An 18,333-nucleotide genomic window follows, 5' to 3' on the forward strand; every position below is an offset into this window, starting at 1 on the left:
TTAATGCAAGTGAAACGCCTTTTCCTCAAAATAAAAATCTATGTTTCTATGTGTTTAGAAAAAAAGTCAACTAAAAATATAAAGAAATGACTAATAATAAATCCACATCATTGTTTGAAAGTAAGCAGGTAAAAGAAGCTTTATTGCAATCTTTTGTGAAGCTGAATCCGAAAATGATGATAAAAAATCCGGTAATGTTTACCGTAGAAATCGGAACTGCTATTATGTTTGCCGTTTGCATTTCGATCTTAATGGGCGCAAACGATCAGGGAAGTTTTATCTATAATTTGATTGTTTTCCTAATATTACTGGCAACACTTTTATTTGCCAATTTCGCTGAAGCCATTGCTGAAGCACGCGGAAAAGCACAAGCCGACAGTTTAAGAAAAACCCGTGAAGAAACTCCTGCCAGACAGATTTTGCCAAATGGAGAAATCAAAAATGTAAGTTCTTCAACATTAAAAAAAGACGATATTTTCATTTGTGAAGCGGGTGATTTAATTGCTGCTGACGGAGAAATTATTGAAGGTCTAGCAACAATTGACGAAAGCGCCATTACAGGAGAAAGTGCTCCTGTAATTCGCGAAGCTGGTGGAGATAAATCTTCGGTTACAGGAGGAACAAAAGTGCTGTCTGATAAAATTAAAGTAAAAGTAACTTCTGAGCCTGGCGAAAGCTTTTTGGATAAAATGATTGCTTTGGTTGAAGGTGCAAGCCGCCAGAAAACGCCAAATGAAATTGCTTTGACAATTCTGTTAGCCGCATTTACTTTAATCTTCGTGATTGTGTGCGTTACGCTAAAACCGTTTGCCGACTATGCTAACGCACCCATCACGATCGCGGCTTTCATTGCTTTGTTCGTTTGTTTGATTCCAACTACAATTGGAGGTTTACTTTCTGCGATTGGTATTGCAGGAATGGATAGAGCTTTACGTGCTAACGTAATTACAAAATCTGGTAAAGCGGTTGAAACTGCCGGAGATATTGATGTACTGCTTTTGGATAAAACCGGAACGATTACAATTGGAAACCGAAAAGCAACCAATTTTTATCCAACAAAAGGAATTTCTTTTGATGATTTTGTGAAATCGGCTGTTTTAAGTTCACTTGCCGATGATACTCCTGAAGGAAAAAGTATTTTGGAGCTAAGTGAAATGATCGATGTGAAAAGTGAAACAAAAGCAAGTTTCTTAAAAACTACTTCTGATATTTCACACACTATAAAATTTACTGCTGAAACTAGAACTTCTGGAATCGTATTGAAAGACGGAACTAATATTCGAAAAGGTGCTCAAGACGCAGCAAAAAACATTGCGCAACAAGCCGGAAATTCTTTCCCTGAAGATACAGCACAACAAGTAATTTCTATTTCTTCTAATGGAGGAACACCATTAGTTGTAATCAAAAACAATGAAATTCAGGGTGTTATTGAACTCCAGGATATTATTAAAACCGGAATGAAAGAACGTTTTGAGCGCTTGCGCCGAATGGGAATTAAAACAGTTATGGTTACAGGAGATAATCCCCTGACAGCTAAGTTTATTGCTGAGAAAGCTGGTGTAGATGATTTTATTGCTGAAGCAAAACCAGAAGATAAAATGAATTATATCCGAAAAGAGCAAGCCGAAGGACGCCTAGTTGCCATGATGGGTGACGGAACAAACGACGCTCCTGCCCTTGCTCAAGCCAATGTTGGTGTTGCCATGAATAGTGGAACGCAAGCAGCTAAAGAAGCTGGAAATATGGTCGATCTTGATAATGACCCAACGAAACTAATTGAAATTGTAGAAATTGGAAAACAGCTTTTAATGACTCGAGGAACGTTGACGACTTTCTCAATCGCCAATGACGTTGCTAAATATTTTGCTATCGTCCCTGCGTTGTTTATTACTGCAATTCCAGCACTTCAAGGTTTAAATATTATGCATCTGCACAGTCCTGAAAGTGCGATTTTATCGGCTGTGATTTTCAATGCGATTATCATTCCGATCTTGATTCCGCTTGCGCTGAAAGGTGTTGATTACCGACCAATTGGAGCAAGTGCAATCCTTAAAAGAAACCTTTTGATTTATGGTCTTGGCGGATTGATTGTTCCTTTTATTGGAATCAAAGTAATTGATTTGATCGTAACTCTATTTATGTAGTGAAATGTGATTTGTAAAATGTGAAATGATGAAAAATCTACATTTTACTTTTAACAATTTACAAATCACTTTTTACATCTAACATTTTACAATACAAAAAAAATGAAAAATCTATTTTCTATAATAAAACTTACTGCGGTTACTTTAATCTTGTTCGCAGTTATTTATCCTCTTGCGATTTATGGAATCGCACAAATTGCTCCAAATCAAGGAAAAGGAGAAACGATTTCGGTTAACGGAAAAGTGGTTGGTTACCAAAAAATTGGTCAGAAATTCGATAAGTCGAATTATTTCTGGGGAAGACCTTCGGCTGTTGATTATAACGCGGCGGGAAGTGCAGGAAGTAACAAAGGTCCAAGCAATGCTGAATATTTGGCTTTGGTTCAAAAAAGAATTGATACACTTTTATTAGTTCATCCTTATTTGAAAAAATCTGAAATTCCTGCTGATATGATTACGGCTTCAGGAAGTGGTCTAGATCCAAATATTTCTCCACAAGGTGCTTTGATTCAGGTAAAACGAATTGCTAAAGAGCGACATTTAGCTGAAACGAAAGTAAAAGCTTTGGTTGAATCTAAAATTAATACTGCTGTTGTTGGTCCTGAAACGGTTAATGTTTTGGAATTGAATGTGGCTTTGGATGCGCTTCGCTAAGATGTTAAAGTTCTAAGATACTGAGATTCTAAGTTTTTCTATGCGCATTCTTGTCATTTCGACGTAAGGAGAAATCACACTCGTAATTCGACAAAGATTGGCGATTAACTGTGCGGAGTTTCTAGTGTGATTTCTCCTTCGTCGAAATGACAAACTAAACGATAAAAACTAATCTTTAAAAATAAATACCTACAAGGTTTTAGAAACCTTGCAGGAAACGAAAACGCCTTTTTACCCCAAATGCCCTAGCCCCGATAGTAGTGGAAATCCTTTTGTGCCGGGGTTCGGCACAAAAGATTGGAACGGATAGCGGGATTAGCTCCTAAAAAAATCTACTAATAAATAATAGAATACCACAAAAATGAAAAAAATAATACTTACTGCTTTAATCGCTTTTGGTTACAGCAATTTACAAGCACAAGAAGAATCTAAAAGTCCATTCACATTTTCAGGATATGTTGACGCTTATTACAGTTATGATTTCGGGAAACCGGAAAATCATACTCGGCCAAACTTTTTTTACAGTTACAATAAAAGCAACGAGGTAAACCTGAATTTAGGAATGGCGAAAGTGAATTATTCGAAAGAAAATATTCGAGGGAATTTTGCCTTAATGGCGGGAACTTATGCCGAATATAATATGTCTGCCGAGCAAGGTTTGTTGAAAAATGTTTACGAGGCGAATGTTGGTATAAAGATTTCGAAAAACCATAATTTATGGGTTGATGCAGGAATTATGCCTTCGCATATTGGTTTTGAAAGTGCGATTGGAAAAGACTGTCAAACTTTAACCCGAAGCATTTTGGCCGAGAATTCGCCTTATTATGAAGCAGGAGTGAAAATTGGTTATACTTCTGATTCTGGAAAATGGTATTTAGCAGCCATGTATTTGAATGGCTGGCAGAGAATTCAGAAAATCGATGGAAATCAAACGCCTGCTTTTGGAACACAAGTTACGTACAAACCATCTGATCGGGTTGTTTTGAATTGGAGTACTTATGTTGGAAACGAACAGCCTGATATTGATAAAAAGTGGCGTTACTTCAATAACTTTTATGGACAATTTAAATTAGCTGAAAAAGTGAATCTGACAACTGGATTTGATATTGGTTCTCAGCAATCGGCAAAAGGAAGCAATAAATACGACACTTGGTTTTCGCCTGTTTTGATTCTGCAATACAAACCAACTGATAGAATTCAGCTGGCAACAAGAGGAGAATATTATAGCGACGAGAAAGGCGTGATAATCTCAACTGAAACTCCAAACGGATTTAAAACTTACGGATTTTCAGCTAACTTTGATTACTTAGTTACTGACAATGTTATGTTTAGAATTGAAGCCAGAAATCTATCAAGCAAGGATGAAATCTTTACAAATAAAGACAATCTTCCAACGGATACGAATACGTTTGTAACGACTTCTTTGGCAATTAGCTTCTAGCATAGTGAAATGTTTTTTGTAAAATGTAAGATGTACTAAAGATTACGCAAGACATTTTACATTTTACAGATAACATCTTACCTTATAAAACATGGAAAACGAAAACAATGCACAGCATTTTCTGGATTTGATTCAGAAATCACGGAAAGGAAAATTTAAAATCTACATTGGGATGAGTGCCGGCGTGGGGAAAACTTTTCGTATGCTTCAGGAAGCACATTCGTTATTGAAAAACGGAATCGATGTAAAAATTGGCTACATCGAAACGCATATGCGGAAGGAAACGCATGAACTATTAGCTGGTCTTCCGATTATTCCGAGGCGGACTATTTTTTATAAAGGAAAAGAGCTCGAAGAACTCGATGTTCAGGCGATCATCAACCTTAGACCAGAAGTGGTTATTGTTGATGAATTGGCGCATACAAATGTTGAAGGAAGCAAAAACGAAAAGCGCTGGCAGGATGTTTTGGAAATTCTCGATGCAGGAATTAATGTGATTTCGGCAGTTAATATTCAGCATATTGAGAGTTTAAATGAAGATGTAAAACGAATTACGAATATTGATGTTCAGGAGCGTATTCCTGATAATGTTTTACGATTGGCTGATGAGGTTGTAAATATCGATTTGACTTCAGAAGATTTAATTGCGCGACTAAAAGAAGGAAAAATTTATACGGCAGATAAAATTCCGACTGCTTTAGCAAACTTTTTTAAATCGGAGCAAATTCTGCAATTGCGTGAATTGGCTTTGAAAGAAGTCGCAAGTCAGGTGGTGCGAAAAGTAGAAAGCGAAGTTCCTAATTTACACGCTTTACGGCATGAAAAATTGTTAGCTTGCATTAGCAGTAATGAGAAAACTGCTAAAATCATTATTAGAAAAGCAGCCAGATTAGCCAGTTATTATAATGGATCGTGGTATGTTTTGTATGTCGAAACGCCAAAAGAAAGCAGCAATAGAATTGCACTAGACAAACAAAGGCATTTAATTAATAACTTTAAACTCGCAGTGCAATTGGGTGCTGAGGTTATTAAACTGGAAAACTCAAATATTACAAATGCTATTTTGACAACGGTAGAAGAAAAACAAATTACAACAGTGTGCATCGGAAAACCACATTTTAATTTGTTTAAAGTAATTTTGTCTACAACAATTTTCAGACGTTTGCTGAACAAATTGTCATTATCAAATGTTGATCTTGTAATACTCTCGTAAAATGTGAGATGTTTTTTGTAAAATGTGATTTTCTTTTACATTTTACGTTTTACATCTTACAAACAACATTTTACACAAAAAATAAAATATGAGAATTAAAACCAAATTGAATCTGGGTGTTGGATTGTTATTTTTAATGATCATCATTCTCTCATTAGTGAGTGCTTATTCGGTTTTTCTGATTAAGCAGGATACCGAAAATATTTTAAAGTCCAATTACAATACGCTGGAATATTCCAGAAATATGATTTTTGCTTTAGACGGAATGAAATCAGGGTCAACAGAAACGATTCGGAGTTTTGAGGAAAATCTCGAAAAACAGACTCAAAATATTACAGAGCCAGGCGAAAAACAAGCTACAGAAAAGCTTAAAGCCAGTTTTGCCCTTTTAGACACAAACAACTCCGACGAAACTGTAAAAACACAGATTCGTCAGGATATTTTTGCGATTATGAAACTGAATCTAGATGCCATAAAACAGAAAAGCGACATTGCTAAACATTCGGCCGAAACGGCTAATTTGTCGATTGCCATTGTGGGAAGTTTATGCTTTCTGATTGCTTTTAATTTATTGGTTAATCTTCCGAATAATATTGCCAATCCGATTAAAGAATTAACGCTAAGTATTAAAGAAATTGCCAATAAAAATTATTCAGAGCGTGTTCATTTTACTAGCCATAGCGAATTTGGAGATTTGGCAAAATCGTTCAATACTATGGCGCAAAAGCTTGAAGAATATCATGACAGCAATGTTTATAAACTCCTTTTTGAAAAGAAACGACTGGAAACTCTGATCAATAATATGAACGACCCGATTATTGGTCTGGACAACGAAGGGATTGTTTTGTTTGTGAATGATGAAGCACTGAAAATTATCGGCCTGAAATCGGAAGATATTATTGGAAAACCTACCTCTGAATTAGCCGTTTCTAATGATTTGATTCGTTCTTTGATTCTGAAAGAAAGTGAAACTCCGAAAAAACAGCCTCTCAAAATTTTTGCTCACGGAAAAGAAAGTTATTTCGAAAAAGAAATTCACAACATCACCATAACACCAACTGGCGAAGAAAAAGAAATTAATATTGGTGATGTGATTATTCTGCGAAATATTACCCTTTTTAAAGAACTGGATTTTGCTAAAACCAATTTTATTGCCACCGTTTCTCACGAATTAAAAACGCCGATTGCTTCTATAAAACTAAGTCTTCAATTGCTTGAAAATGGAAAAACGGGTGACATGAACGACGATCAGAAACAATTGGTTGAAAGTATAAAAGATGATAGTCAGCGATTGTTGAAAATTACAGGCGAATTACTGAATTTATCTCAATTGGAAACTGGAAACATTCAGTTGAATATTGGAAAAAGTAATCCGCACGAAATTGTGAAATATGCCGCAGAAGCTGTTAAAGTTCAAGCCGATCAAAAACAAATTCAGTTAGTTGTTGATGCCGATGAGAATCTCAAAAGCGTAAAAGCCGATGCCGAAAAAACAGGCTGGGTTTTAATTAATTATTTATCTAATGCTATTAGATATTCATCTGAAAAAAGTACGATTCTCATTAAATTGAAAGAAGAAAATAATCAAATGGTTTTTCAGGTAATTGATACTGGAAAAGGAATTGATACACGATACAAAGACAGAGTTTTCGATAAATATTTTCAGGTTCCAGGAAGTCAGAAATCTGGCACGGGATTAGGTTTGGCGATAAGTAAAGAATTTATCGAGGCACAAAACGGAAGTGTTGGTGTTGAGAGTAATTTAGGATTGGGAAGTACATTTTGGTTTTCGTTGAAAGTTTAGTTTTTTTGCCACACTTGAGCAATAGCGAACAGGCAAAGCGATTCACTAATTTTGATTTAAAATAATTCGTGAATTCGTGGCAAAAAAAAAATATTTGCATCACTTTTATTACGTTTGTCAGTCTGAGCGAAGTCGAAAACCTTTCATACTGTATAGCCCTTCAACTTCGCTCAGGGTGACACTCAGAATAATAAAAAAATAAGCCAATCTTAATTTAACCACATCATTTAAAACCAATAAATTAAAGTTCGCTTAAGGTTCAATTAAGTGCAAAATACCAGTGTTGAACATTCGTTACTATTGTAAAATATAACTACAAAAACAATGTTCCGCAAAACGATTTTCCTTGTATTTCTATTCGGATTATTTTCTGCAAATGCGCAGCAAAATGATTCGATTGCAAAAATTGACAGTACATCCAATCATTTAAAATTCAATTACAAACAATTAATCATTCCATCGGTTTTAATTGGTTATGGTGTTATTGGTCTAGAAAGTGATCAGCTTCTGAGTTTCAACTCTCAAATTAAAAAAGAAGTAACTGAAGATATTGACGAGAAAGTTACAATTGATGATTTCTCTCAATATGCACCTGCCGTATCTGTTTATGCTTTGAATGCTTTTGGCGTAAAAGGTAAAAACAATATGCGCGATCGTTCGGTTATATTGGTGACTTCGTACGCGATTATGGCGACAACAGTTTTAGGTTTAAAATCGATTTCACATGTAGAAAGACCAGATGGAAGTTCGAACAACTCCTTCCCTTCCGGACATACTGCAACTGCATTTATGGGTGCCGAATTTCTATACCAAGAATACAAAGACAAATCTATTTGGTACGGAATTGCAGGTTATGCCGTAGCTACAGGAACGGGATTATTTAGAATTTACAATAATCGTCATTGGTTAACTGATGTTGCTGCTGGAGCGGGAATCGGAATTTTGAGTACCAAAATTGCTTATTGGATCAATCCGTATATTACAAAGAAGTTATTCAAGTCAGATTCTGAGAACAAATCGACTTCTATGATTATGCCTTTTTATAATGGACAACAATATGGTTTGGGATTTGCGAAGGTTTTTTAGATTTTTTAGCCACGAAGGCGCTAAGACACAAAGTTTTTTTCAAGTTTTTTTTGATGAATAGGTTTGTGTCTTAGCGCCTTCGTGGCTAAACCCTTGTTATGTATTCGAAGTATTATTCTTAATCTCCCTAACTTCTCTTTTCAATTCTAAAAGCAAATCTTTCATTGCACCAGTTTCCGTCGTTTCTTGTTTTTTATCTGAACGGCCGATATTGCATTCGTATTCCCAAATCTCCAAAATATCAGAAGCTTTCACTTCATAATTTGGATAAAAACTGTTGTCTGATTCTAAAACCAAAGCGTTCTTTTTGTTTTTATTGAGACGTTTGTAAACCATTCCTTCATTTTTAGTAATCAAAATATAGGTTTTGCCGTCCATCACATCTCCCAGTTTTTCCACATAGCGACCAATAATAATTGAACCGTCTTCGTGTGGAGGCATTGAATCGCCTTCAACGGGAAATCCACGATGTTTTCCAGGTCCTAAAAACGGAAGTGTAATCTGCTGTAAACTTTCAATATATTCAGGATCAGCATATCCGTTGAGGTAACCGGCTTTTGCTTTTTGAGATACAATTTCAATAAAATTTTCTCCAAAACTATCCACTTGAATTGGTAAAATAAGTCGATTTCCTTCTAATTTTATCAAATTTTGCACATCAATTTTTCGTATATCGACAGATAGTATTAAGTCAATACTCATATGAAAATATAATGCAATCTTCTTTAGAATATCATACGGTGCTTCCGAAGTTCCGTCTTCGTATTTCACGTATCTTCCTCTGGTAATGCTAAGGTTTTCAGCTAATTTCTCCTGTGATATTTTATGCTTAACCCTTAACGCTCTGATGTTGTCTGAAAATAAGGACATAATAAATTTGTTATAATTTGGAACAGCAAATATACACAAAATGTTCTAATCTGTACTAATTTTGCTTTGTACAAAGAATTATTTTTTGAAGTGATTACGAAATTAAACAATATAAATACCACTAAATCAATTGAACTATACTTTCCAGACATAAGTTCGGAAGTAAAGCTGCCTTTTTTTGACGTTGGTATCAGCGCCGGTTTTCCTTCACCTGCTGATGACTTTATTGAATTATCTATTGATCTCAACAAAGAATTCATCAAACATAAATACACTACTTATTTTGCCAGAGTAAAAGGACATTCTATGAAAAATGTAGGCATCAATGACGGTGACTTATTGATTATTGATAAAAGCCTTGAACCCCAGAATAATAAAATTGCTGTTTGTCAAATCGATGGGGAATTTACTGTAAAACGTATCAAAATAGAAAAAGAGATTATCTGGCTTATTGCCGAAAATGAAGATTACAAACCTATAAAAGTAACCCCTGAAAATAATTTTGTAATCTGGGGAATTGTAACTCATAGTATCAAAACTTTTTGAATTTAATGTCACGTTGAGCGAAGTCGAAGTACTTTATAACATAAATGGTCTTCGACTTCGCTCAGACTGACAAAATAGAACAAAAACACATTTAGAAATGTTTGCTTTAGTCGATTGTAATAATTTTTATGCTTCTTGCCAAAGAGTATTTGAACCACATTTAAGAGGAAAACCTATTGTTATTCTCTCCAATAATGACGGCTGTGTTATTTCGCGTTCTGATGAAGCTAAAGCTTTAGGAATACCAATGGCAATCCCTGCTTTTAAATACGAATCTATTTTTAAGGAAAAGAACATTTTTGTTTATTCTTCAAATTATCCGCTTTATGGAGATATGAGTAATCGGGTAATGAATCTCCTTCGGACTTACACGCCTGAAATTGAAATTTACAGTATTGACGAAGCTTTTCTAAAGTTTTCGGGTTACGATTTATTTGATCTGAATATACTTGGCTTAAAAATGCGCAAAGAGGTCACACAAGGAACAGGTATTCCCGTAAGTGTAGGTTTTGCGCCTACCAAAGCGCTAGCCAAAATGGCGAATAAAATTGCTCGAAAATTTGCTGATCACACACAGAATGTTTATTGCATTGATTCTGAAGAAAAAAGAATCAAAGCCTTAAAATGGGCTAAAATTGAAGATGTTTGGGGAATTGGGAGAAAACATGCTAAAAGACTTAAAGCAAAAAAAATTAACACAGCTTATGAATTTACACAGCTTCCTGATGCTTGGGTAAGAAAAGAAATGTCTGTAGTAGGGCTTAGATTAAAACACGAATTAGAAGGGAAACCAACTTTAGAATTAGAGGAAGCATCAGACCGAAAAATGATTGCCACAACAAGATCTTTCGAAAAAAGGTATACTACTTATGAAGAAATATCAGAGCGAATCAGCACATTTACAGCCTCTTGTGCCGAAAAACTAAGAAGACAGAACTGTCATTGCAATATGGTAACAGTCTTTATCCAAACTAGTTTTATAAAAAACGAAGAATCTCATTATTCAAGAAGCATTACAATCACAACAGATTTCCCTACCAATTCTACAATAGAACTAAATGCAGCAGCTCAAAAAGGGTTTAAAGCTATCTTTAAAAAAGGGTATCGCTATAAAAAAGCAGGTGTAATTGTAATGGGTTTAACACCAAATAGCGAAACACAGCTGAATTTATTCAACACTTCGAACCCTAAACATCAACCTTTGATGAGTGTGATTGATCAAATGAACCGAAATTATGGCAATAACAAAATTAAATTCGGAGTACAGTCTTTGGGACGACAATGGAAAATGAAACAAGACAGATTATCTCCCAAGTTCTCTACTCTCCTTAAAGATGTCATTACAGTTAAAGCTTAATTAAATATCAGAAAAAGAACATTTTACGTTATATACAAATGAAGAAGCAAGAATATGCCATAGTCGATATTGAAACCACAGGCGGTAATGCCAGTGGAAGCCGCATTACAGAAATTGCCATTATTATTCATGACGGTACAAATGTGTTGGATCGTTACGAAACGCTTGTAAACCCAGAACAGGACATCCCTCCTTCTATTTTTGGACTAACAGGCATTAATAACGAAATGATTGCCAATGCGCCAATTTTCGACGACATTTCAGAAAAGGTTCTCGAAATGCTTACTGACCGTATTTTCGTAGCACACAATGTCAATTTCGATTATTCATTTGTTCATCATCAGCTGGAACAGGCCGGTTTTAAATGGTCTGCAAAAAAACTTTGCACAGTTCGTGCTGCACGAAAAATTAAACCAGGATTAGGTTCTTATAGTTTAGGGAATCTTTGCAATTCTTTAAATATCAATTTAGAAAACCGACACCGTGCAGGCGGAGATGCAGATGCTACTGCCTTATTATTTTCTCTTTTGTTAGAATGGGACGATGCTGGAGAAATTGAAAAAATGATCAAAAAAACAGCGCAAGATCAGCGCTTGCCTCCCAATTTACCACAAGAAGATTTTAATAACTTGCCAGATAAACCTGGAGTCTATTATTTTTATAATCAGGCGAAAAAAGTGATTTATGTTGGAAAAGCAATCAACTTAAAAAAGCGTGTTACTTCTCATTTTACAGGAAATAATATCAAACCGCAAAGACAGCATTTTCTAAGAGACATTCACGGAATCTCTTTTGAAGTCTGCGCTACCGAACTTATGGCACTTCTTTTAGAATGCACCGAAATCAAAAAACTTTGGCCAACTTACAATAGAGCCTTAAAACGTTTTGAAGCTAAATATGGCATTTATCAATACGAAGCTCGAAATGGCTATAAATATTTGGCAGTTGGTAAATTAAGTAAATTTCAGACTTGCATTCATGAGTTTAATAGTCAATACGATGGCATTAATTTATTGCGAACTCTAGCTGAACATTTTGAAATCGATCATCGTTTTTGTAAATACACGAGGCCCGAAGAAGGTGATTTTTTTCAAAATAATGAAACCAAAGATTTACCAGAGGTTTCATTTCATAACGAACAAGTCGACAATGCTATCGAATTTTTATTGAATAACAGACCCAGTTTTGCCATTATAGACAAAGGAAGATCTTCAGACGAAAAAAGTTGTATTTGGATAGAAAATGGTCATTTTCATGGAATGGGTTACATTCCGAGAGATGTTGCCATTAACGATTCTGATGAGGTTAAAAATTATGTTACACCTTATAAAAGCAACCAATATATCGAACAGTTAATTTTTGCTTATGCAGAAAAACATCCAAGAAAAATATTCTTTAACAAACAACTTTTCATTTCCTAAAACCGAATACGAATAAAATAGAGCTGTAAAACTAAAATCTGAATTATGACACTATTTAGCGATACCGAATTATTTACCACAGGTTTGGGAGGAAAAAAAATATTTGACATTCCAGATTCTGAATTGATTTTGATTGATAACTTCTTCAGTAAAGAAGAATCTGATAGCTTTTATGAAAGAATACTTCGCAAAACCAAATGGAGAGAACATCAAATGGAAATTTATGACAAAACCTATACAGTTCCTAGAATGATTGCTTGGTATGAAGACAAAGATAATGTTGGAGCAGACCCAAAAGGTCCAGATTGGACTTATGAATTGTTAAAAATAAGAGGACGTGTCGAAAAAGAAACACAGCTCGATTTTAACACCGTTCTACTCAATTTGTACAGAGACGGAAACGATGGCGTAGGCTGGCATAGCGATAAAGAGCACAATACAGGACCAAATCCTATTATTGCTTCGGTTACTTTTGGAGAAACTAGAATGTTTAAACTTCGTCATAAATTCAGAAAAGAAATTCCGCCAATTGAGATTCCGCTGCATCATGGTTCTTTTTTATTAATGGCTGGAACGACTAATAGTTTTTGGCAACATCAAGTTCCAAAAACAGCTCGAGATGTTTTGCCAAGGATCAATCTTACCTTTAGAAGAACTAATCGAAATCTTTGATTTTTATAGCATTGAATCTTCAAAAAGAAGTAATTTCTACTTAAAACAACGTAAGATATTCCTTCTTTAAAAAGTTAAAACATGCACTATATGAACCTTTTACTAGGCAAAACCTATCTTTTTTACTATTTTTGCAACCTTTTTTAAAATACAATACCGTAATGGCTTATTCGAACAATGATTTATCGCGTTTCTTAGACGCACAGAACAAACTTTATCTTACCGCTCTTTCTGAAATCGGAAAAGGGAAAAAAGAGACGCATTGGATGTGGTTTATTTTTCCTCAAATAAAAGGCTTAGGAAAAAGCGATACTGCAAATCTTTATGCCATTAACGATCTAAAAGAAGCTACAGATTATTTGGAACATCCAATTTTAGGAAAACATTTAATCGAGATTTCAGAATTGTTGTTGACTTTTAAAATGAAATCGGCGGATGGAATTTTTGGAGATTTAGATGCTCGAAAATTACGTTCATGTATGACTTTATTTTCTTTGGTCGAAAATGCAAATCCGATATTTCAAGAAATTCTGGAAGCTTTCTTCTCTGGAGAGACAGATCCGCTTACTTTGTCTATTATTAATTCAACTATAAAATCTGTTGACGAGCCAGTTACAATCTAACTAGAGTTTTCAACGATTATTTACATTTAAAAGACACTAATTTTAGTGTCTTTTTTTTGTTCGCAACCATATCATTTACTAAAATCAAGTCTTTAATTTGTTCATTTAAAAATAATTAGCATTAACTTGCATACTCAACCTCAAATCTAAACCAAATTATGAATGAAAAAATCAAAACTTTACAAATCATCCATCTTGGCATTTGTGCTGGAACAATTATTTTCTATTTCATTATAGGAGATATTTCATTAGAAACACTAAACATTCCTGCTATTGATTCTAATTCAATACTATATCTTATTATTCCAGTTCTTGCCTTTGTATTAAGTAGTATATTATTTAAAGCACAATTAAAACAGATTGACCCGAAATTAAAACTTGAGGACAAACTTCCTGTTTATCAAACCGCTTCTATTATGCGATGGGCAGTTCTTGAAGGCGCAGCCTTTTTGATATTATTCATAAAACCTGAATTCATCCTATTCGGAATACTTCTCATTATTTATCTTCTTTATCTAAGACCTACTGAAGAAAGAATTACCAATGATTTATCTAATTATTAAAACCTATAAAGCATAAAAAAAGCACCTTGAAAATATCAAGATGCTTTTTTTATGCGTTTTTAAACTTAAAATATTATTCGCTTGGTTTAGTTAAATAGTAAACTGGAATTCCAGTTAACATAATTAATACTCCCCATCCACAAGTTGAGAATTTCGTAATTAATAACGAAATACAAATTGCCGACGCTACCACAATATACAACATTGGTAAAAATGGATATCCAAACGCTTTATAAGGTCTTTCTGCATCTGGCATCTTTTTTCTTAGAATAAAAATTCCGTAGATGGTCAGGATGTAAAAAATCAATACAATGATAATTACAAAATCAAGCAAATCGCCATATTTCCCCGTCAGACACAAAGCCGAAGCCCAAATACACTGCGCCCAAAGTGCCCAAGCAGGAACGCTCGAACTATTTAAAACAGCTGCTTTTTTGAAAAATAAACCGTCTTTTGCCATGGTGTAATATACCCTTGCCCCTGCCATAATTAATCCGTTATTGCAGGCAAAAGTCGAAATCATAATCATAATTGCAATAATCAGCGCTCCGATATTTCCAAAAATATAATCTGAAGCCACAACTGCAACACGGTCAAATTTTGCTGTTGCAATTTCATCAAACGGAACAACAGCCAAATACATAAGATTTGTCACAACATAAAGAGAGGTTACTATAAAAGTTCCTAAAAACAAACTTAGACCTACATTTCGTTTCGGATTTTTAATTTCTCCCGCAATAAAAGTCACACCGTTCCAAGCATCACTAGAGAATAATGATCCTACCATTGCCGCTGAAATTCCAGAAATCAAAGCAGTTCCACTAATTGGCAACCATGACCCGCTTTCTTTATCAAATGTTCTCGTACTCCAACCGTCTGCCCAGTTTGCATCCCAAATTGAAGCTTTCGCAGCAAGCGTTAATCCGAAAACGACTAATCCCAATAACGATAAAATTTTAATTATTGTTAAAACGGTTTGCAGAATTTTTCCATTTTTCACTCCACGGCTATTAATAAAAGTCAGAATGATAATGGTTAAAATTGAAACAAGCTGGGCTGCATTCAATTTAAATGCTCCGAGTTCGTAAAGAATATTTTCATCACTTAGCGGTTCATACAAATAAGCTGCAAATTTAGAAAAAGCCACTCCTACTGCCGCAATTGTTCCGGTTTGAATAACTGCAAAAAAACTCCAGCCGTACAAAAAGGCAATCAGTTTGTTATAAGCTTCTTTTAAGTAAACATATTGTCCTCCAGCTTTAGGAAACATTGCGCTCAATTCGCCATAACTAACCGCTGCGACAACGGTAATAAATCCAGACAAAAGCCAGATTAAGGTAAGCCATCCTGCCGAACCTACTTGCCTGGCGATATCGGCGCTTACAATAAATATCCCGGATCCGATCATAGAGCCAACCACAAGCATGGTTCCGTCTAAGAGTCCGAGTTCTCTTTTAAAATGTTCTTGGTCGTTTTCTTGCATTTTTATTGGTTTAGGTTGGCTAAAGATATACTTTTTTCTGAAATCTCAATCTTCACTGATAATTTTTAAAAAAAATAAAAAAGTGCAGAAAAACTTACTCTTTTACGGTTTTACGTAATGTTGTAATATTTATTTTACATAGATTTGAGTAAAAACAGAAGCATATATCTGTAAAAAATCAATTCTTACAAGCCGAGAAACAGACACTTTGTCAATTATAAACCTCAGAAATTTAACCTAACGTTTCAATAGGAATTTCAGGTACTTTGATATAACTGCAAATAAATTAATTGAGCGGATTGCAAAATCTAAAGTTAAAATCTGAAAGGCGGAACAACTTAACCCAAATCCAGTACCTAAAGTTTTCGTCTCTAAAGGCTAGTATGCTTCAAAAGGGAAATAAAAATCATGAAAAATTTAAAAACTTATTTTAGCATTTTAATCATTTCATTAACTACGAGTGCATTTTTTTTGGCTTGCTCTAACGATGATAACCAGCAACAAACTGCAAGTTCTACAAAAAAAGAAGCTGTAAGCAAAACAGCAACAACAAACAAATCGGCTCTAGCAACAACAGAAACATGCTGCACGCCATTATTGTCTGCTTCATTTATCTGTAGAGGAAGCGGATCAGGAAGCGCTGGAGGATCAGTTGATCTATCTCTTCCATGTAATAATGACTGGTCTGTAGTTTCTAAAATTGATGTAAGCCTTTCTGACGGAACAAGATTTACAGTAACTTCTCCTAGCAGTTTATACAATCAAACTCAAGGAACTTTGACGCCGCCATATAATATCAACAACAATAAAATTCGCTTACCTTTTATTAATTCAGAATGTCTGGCAGAAATAACATGCTATGCTACATTTTACTTTAATAATGGCTGCCCGACAGTAACTACAAGCGTACTTACATTAGGACCAGTTGCAACATCTAACTAATTTTTAATTCTAGAATTCAAAAACTGCAAAAATTTTTTTTGCAGTTTTTTTTCACATTACAGTTTAAATAAGTCTTCTATTTTAATTTCTAAATCACATGAAAAAAATCACTTTTTTGCTTTTATTCTTTTTCGCTTCATTAAACACATTTGCTCAAGATATTACTGGTGATTGGAAAGGCCTCTTAAAAGTTCCAGGTGCCGAGCTTAATCTAGTTTTACACATTACAAAAACTGAAAACGGTTTGAGTGCAACTCTAGACAGTGTTGACCAAAAAGCATTTGGAATTCCAGTAACTACAACGGTATTCGAAAATTCAACACTTAAATTCACTGTTGCCAATTTACAAATAGAATATGAAGGTGTTTTGGAAAAAGACCAAACCATCACGGGAACTTTCAAGCAAATGGGACAGCCGTTACCTTTGGTTTTGAAGCGTTAGAAATTTTCCCTAACTTTAAATAAAAACAGCATCATGACTTGGGATCCAAAAAAATATAACGAATTTAAAGCAGAACGTTCTAAGCCTTTTGATGATCTAACAAGTCATATTATTGACAAACCCAATCTAAAAGTTATCGATCTCGGGTGCGGAACAGGTGAACTTACTAAAAAGCTGTCCGAAAAACTAACCAATACTAACGTTCTTGGCATTGACAATTCGGCTGAAATGTTGGCTAAAGCTCCAATACAAGAAAATCTTCAGTTTAAAGAAAAAACAATTTTAGAGCAGATTGAAGATGAAACCAAATGGGATTTGATTTTTTCCAACGCAGCATTGCAATGGATCGATAATCATAACGAACTTTTTCCGAAAATTATTTCTCGTATAAACCCAGGCGGCCAGTTGGCAGTTCAGATGCCACAGCAAAACGAAAACATTTTAAACAAAATACTTTTACAATTGGTGCAAGAAGAACCTTTTGCCTCATATCTCAAAAATTGGATACGCCCTTCTCCTGTATTGACTTTAGATGAATATGCAAAAATCCTGTTCGAAAATGGTGGCACAGATTTGGTACTGTATGAAAAAGTTTATCCTATAATTTCTAATAAAAAAGATGACTTTTTTGACTTTATTTCAGGCTCTGCATTAACGGTTTATCAAGAAAGATTAAAAGAAGAAGAATTTGCAAAATTAACAACCGAATTCAAGAAGAGAATAGATGCTTATTTTCCTGTTGTACCATCTATATATGCCTTTAGAAGATTGATTATTTATGCTAAATTCTAATCGTATAATCTTATAAGATTCTTTGTCAATCCTTAAACAAAAATAAGGCTTCGTATTTTTTGCTTAACGTTATCTTTTTATTCCTTTTTTATCTTCAAAATTGAGGTTTAAACTCTTTTTACTTCAATGCAAAACTGCTAAAAACTTCATTACAGAAGCAAAAAACATTAAAAACAAAATAGTTAAACAAAAAAAATTCGAAATAAAAATATTTTTGCTTAAACACTATAATTTTTAGTAAAACTATAAGATAAATTTTATTATATTTGAGAGAATCATT

Annotated in this window: 17 protein-coding genes; 15 read left to right on the plus strand and 2 right to left on the minus strand. The window is 34.4% G+C overall.

All coding sequences use genetic code 11. From position 1 onward, the window contains the following. The first annotated feature begins 86 nt into the window (after nt 1-86). From kdpB to JI750_RS00085, 6 genes are all read left to right on the plus strand, one after another. Nucleotides 87-2,144 (plus strand): potassium-transporting ATPase subunit KdpB, encoded by a 2,058-nt coding sequence (kdpB, locus tag JI750_RS00060; RefSeq protein WP_201998108.1) that lies wholly within the window; start codon nt 87-89, stop codon nt 2,142-2,144. 102 nt (nt 2,145-2,246) lie between these two features. Beyond that, nucleotides 2,247-2,798 (plus strand): K(+)-transporting ATPase subunit C, encoded by a 552-nt coding sequence (locus tag JI750_RS00065; protein ID WP_201998110.1) that lies wholly within the window; start codon nt 2,247-2,249, stop codon nt 2,796-2,798. Between the two features lie 361 nt (nt 2,799-3,159). Next, a complete protein-coding gene (locus tag JI750_RS00070) occupies nt 3,160-4,239 on the plus strand; it encodes a porin (RefSeq protein WP_201998112.1) in 1,080 nt (359 codons plus the stop codon). 91 nt (nt 4,240-4,330) lie between these two features. Further along, nucleotides 4,331-5,452, plus strand: a complete 1,122-nt coding sequence (locus JI750_RS00075) for a sensor protein KdpD (RefSeq protein ID WP_201998114.1) — start codon at nt 4,331-4,333, stop codon at nt 5,450-5,452. A gap of 88 nt (nt 5,453-5,540) precedes the next feature. Then, nucleotides 5,541-7,256 carry an ATP-binding protein gene (locus JI750_RS00080; RefSeq protein ID WP_201998116.1) on the plus strand — a complete coding sequence of 572 codons (1,716 nt, stop codon included), beginning with the start codon at nt 5,541-5,543 and terminating at the stop codon, nt 7,254-7,256. A gap of 324 nt (nt 7,257-7,580) precedes the next feature. Further along, nucleotides 7,581-8,342 carry a phosphatase PAP2 family protein gene (locus JI750_RS00085; RefSeq protein WP_201998118.1) on the plus strand — a complete coding sequence of 254 codons (762 nt, stop codon included), beginning with the start codon at nt 7,581-7,583 and terminating at the stop codon, nt 8,340-8,342. Between the two features lie 96 nt (nt 8,343-8,438). On the opposite strand, the gene JI750_RS00090 is transcribed toward JI750_RS00085, so the two are convergent. Next, nucleotides 8,439-9,212 carry an XRE family transcriptional regulator gene (locus JI750_RS00090; protein WP_201998120.1) on the minus strand — a complete coding sequence of 258 codons (774 nt, stop codon included), beginning with the start codon at nt 9,210-9,212 and terminating at the stop codon, nt 8,439-8,441. A 90-nt stretch (nt 9,213-9,302) separates the two neighbouring features. Here JI750_RS00090 and JI750_RS00095 point away from each other — a divergent pair, with 90 nt between their 5' ends. The 6 genes from JI750_RS00095 to JI750_RS00120 all read left to right on the plus strand — a co-directional run bounded on the left by JI750_RS00095 (nt 9,303) and on the right by JI750_RS00120 (nt 14,394). Continuing rightward, the gene (locus JI750_RS00095; protein ID WP_369409994.1) at nt 9,303-9,758 is read left to right on the plus strand and encodes a LexA family protein; all 456 of its coding nucleotides are present in this window, start codon (nt 9,303-9,305) and stop codon (nt 9,756-9,758) included. A 97-nt stretch (nt 9,759-9,855) separates the two neighbouring features. Then, nucleotides 9,856-11,115: a Y-family DNA polymerase gene (locus JI750_RS00100; RefSeq protein WP_201998121.1), complete on the plus strand. Its 1,260-nt coding sequence runs from the start codon at nt 9,856-9,858 to the stop codon at nt 11,113-11,115. Between the two features lie 38 nt (nt 11,116-11,153). Continuing rightward, nucleotides 11,154-12,536, plus strand: a complete 1,383-nt coding sequence (locus JI750_RS00105; protein WP_201998123.1) for an exonuclease domain-containing protein — start codon at nt 11,154-11,156, stop codon at nt 12,534-12,536. A gap of 45 nt (nt 12,537-12,581) precedes the next feature. Beyond that, nucleotides 12,582-13,208, plus strand: a complete 627-nt coding sequence (locus JI750_RS00110) for an alpha-ketoglutarate-dependent dioxygenase AlkB family protein (protein WP_201998125.1) — start codon at nt 12,582-12,584, stop codon at nt 13,206-13,208. Between the two features lie 161 nt (nt 13,209-13,369). After that, nucleotides 13,370-13,831, plus strand: coding sequence for a DUF1810 domain-containing protein (locus tag JI750_RS00115; protein ID WP_201998126.1), 462 nt, complete (start codon nt 13,370-13,372; stop codon nt 13,829-13,831). Between the two features lie 158 nt (nt 13,832-13,989). Beyond that, nucleotides 13,990-14,394 (plus strand): MFS transporter, encoded by a 405-nt coding sequence (locus tag JI750_RS00120; protein WP_201998127.1) that lies wholly within the window; start codon nt 13,990-13,992, stop codon nt 14,392-14,394. Nucleotides 14,395-14,467: 73 nt separating this feature from the next. Here JI750_RS00120 and JI750_RS00125 read toward each other — a convergent pair whose 3' ends face one another. Next, nucleotides 14,468-15,877: an APC family permease gene (locus tag JI750_RS00125; protein WP_201998128.1), complete on the minus strand. Its 1,410-nt coding sequence runs from the start codon at nt 15,875-15,877 to the stop codon at nt 14,468-14,470. Nucleotides 15,878-16,285: 408 nt separating this feature from the next. Between JI750_RS00125 and JI750_RS00130 the strand changes: the two genes are divergently transcribed. The 3 genes from JI750_RS00130 to JI750_RS00140 all read left to right on the plus strand — a co-directional run bounded on the left by JI750_RS00130 (nt 16,286) and on the right by JI750_RS00140 (nt 18,053). Next, nucleotides 16,286-16,819 (plus strand): hypothetical protein, encoded by a 534-nt coding sequence (locus JI750_RS00130; protein WP_201998129.1) that lies wholly within the window; start codon nt 16,286-16,288, stop codon nt 16,817-16,819. Nucleotides 16,820-16,916: 97 nt separating this feature from the next. Continuing rightward, entirely contained in the window at nt 16,917-17,261 is a 345-nt protein-coding gene (locus tag JI750_RS00135; protein ID WP_201998130.1) for a hypothetical protein, read from the plus strand. A gap of 33 nt (nt 17,262-17,294) precedes the next feature. Further along, nucleotides 17,295-18,053 (plus strand): methyltransferase domain-containing protein, encoded by a 759-nt coding sequence (locus JI750_RS00140; protein WP_201998131.1) that lies wholly within the window; start codon nt 17,295-17,297, stop codon nt 18,051-18,053. Nucleotides 18,054-18,333: the final 280 nt, after the last annotated feature.

It is taken from the genome of Flavobacterium tagetis, from assembly GCF_016735615.1.
Lineage (GTDB): Bacteria > Bacteroidota > Bacteroidia > Flavobacteriales > Flavobacteriaceae > Flavobacterium > Flavobacterium tagetis.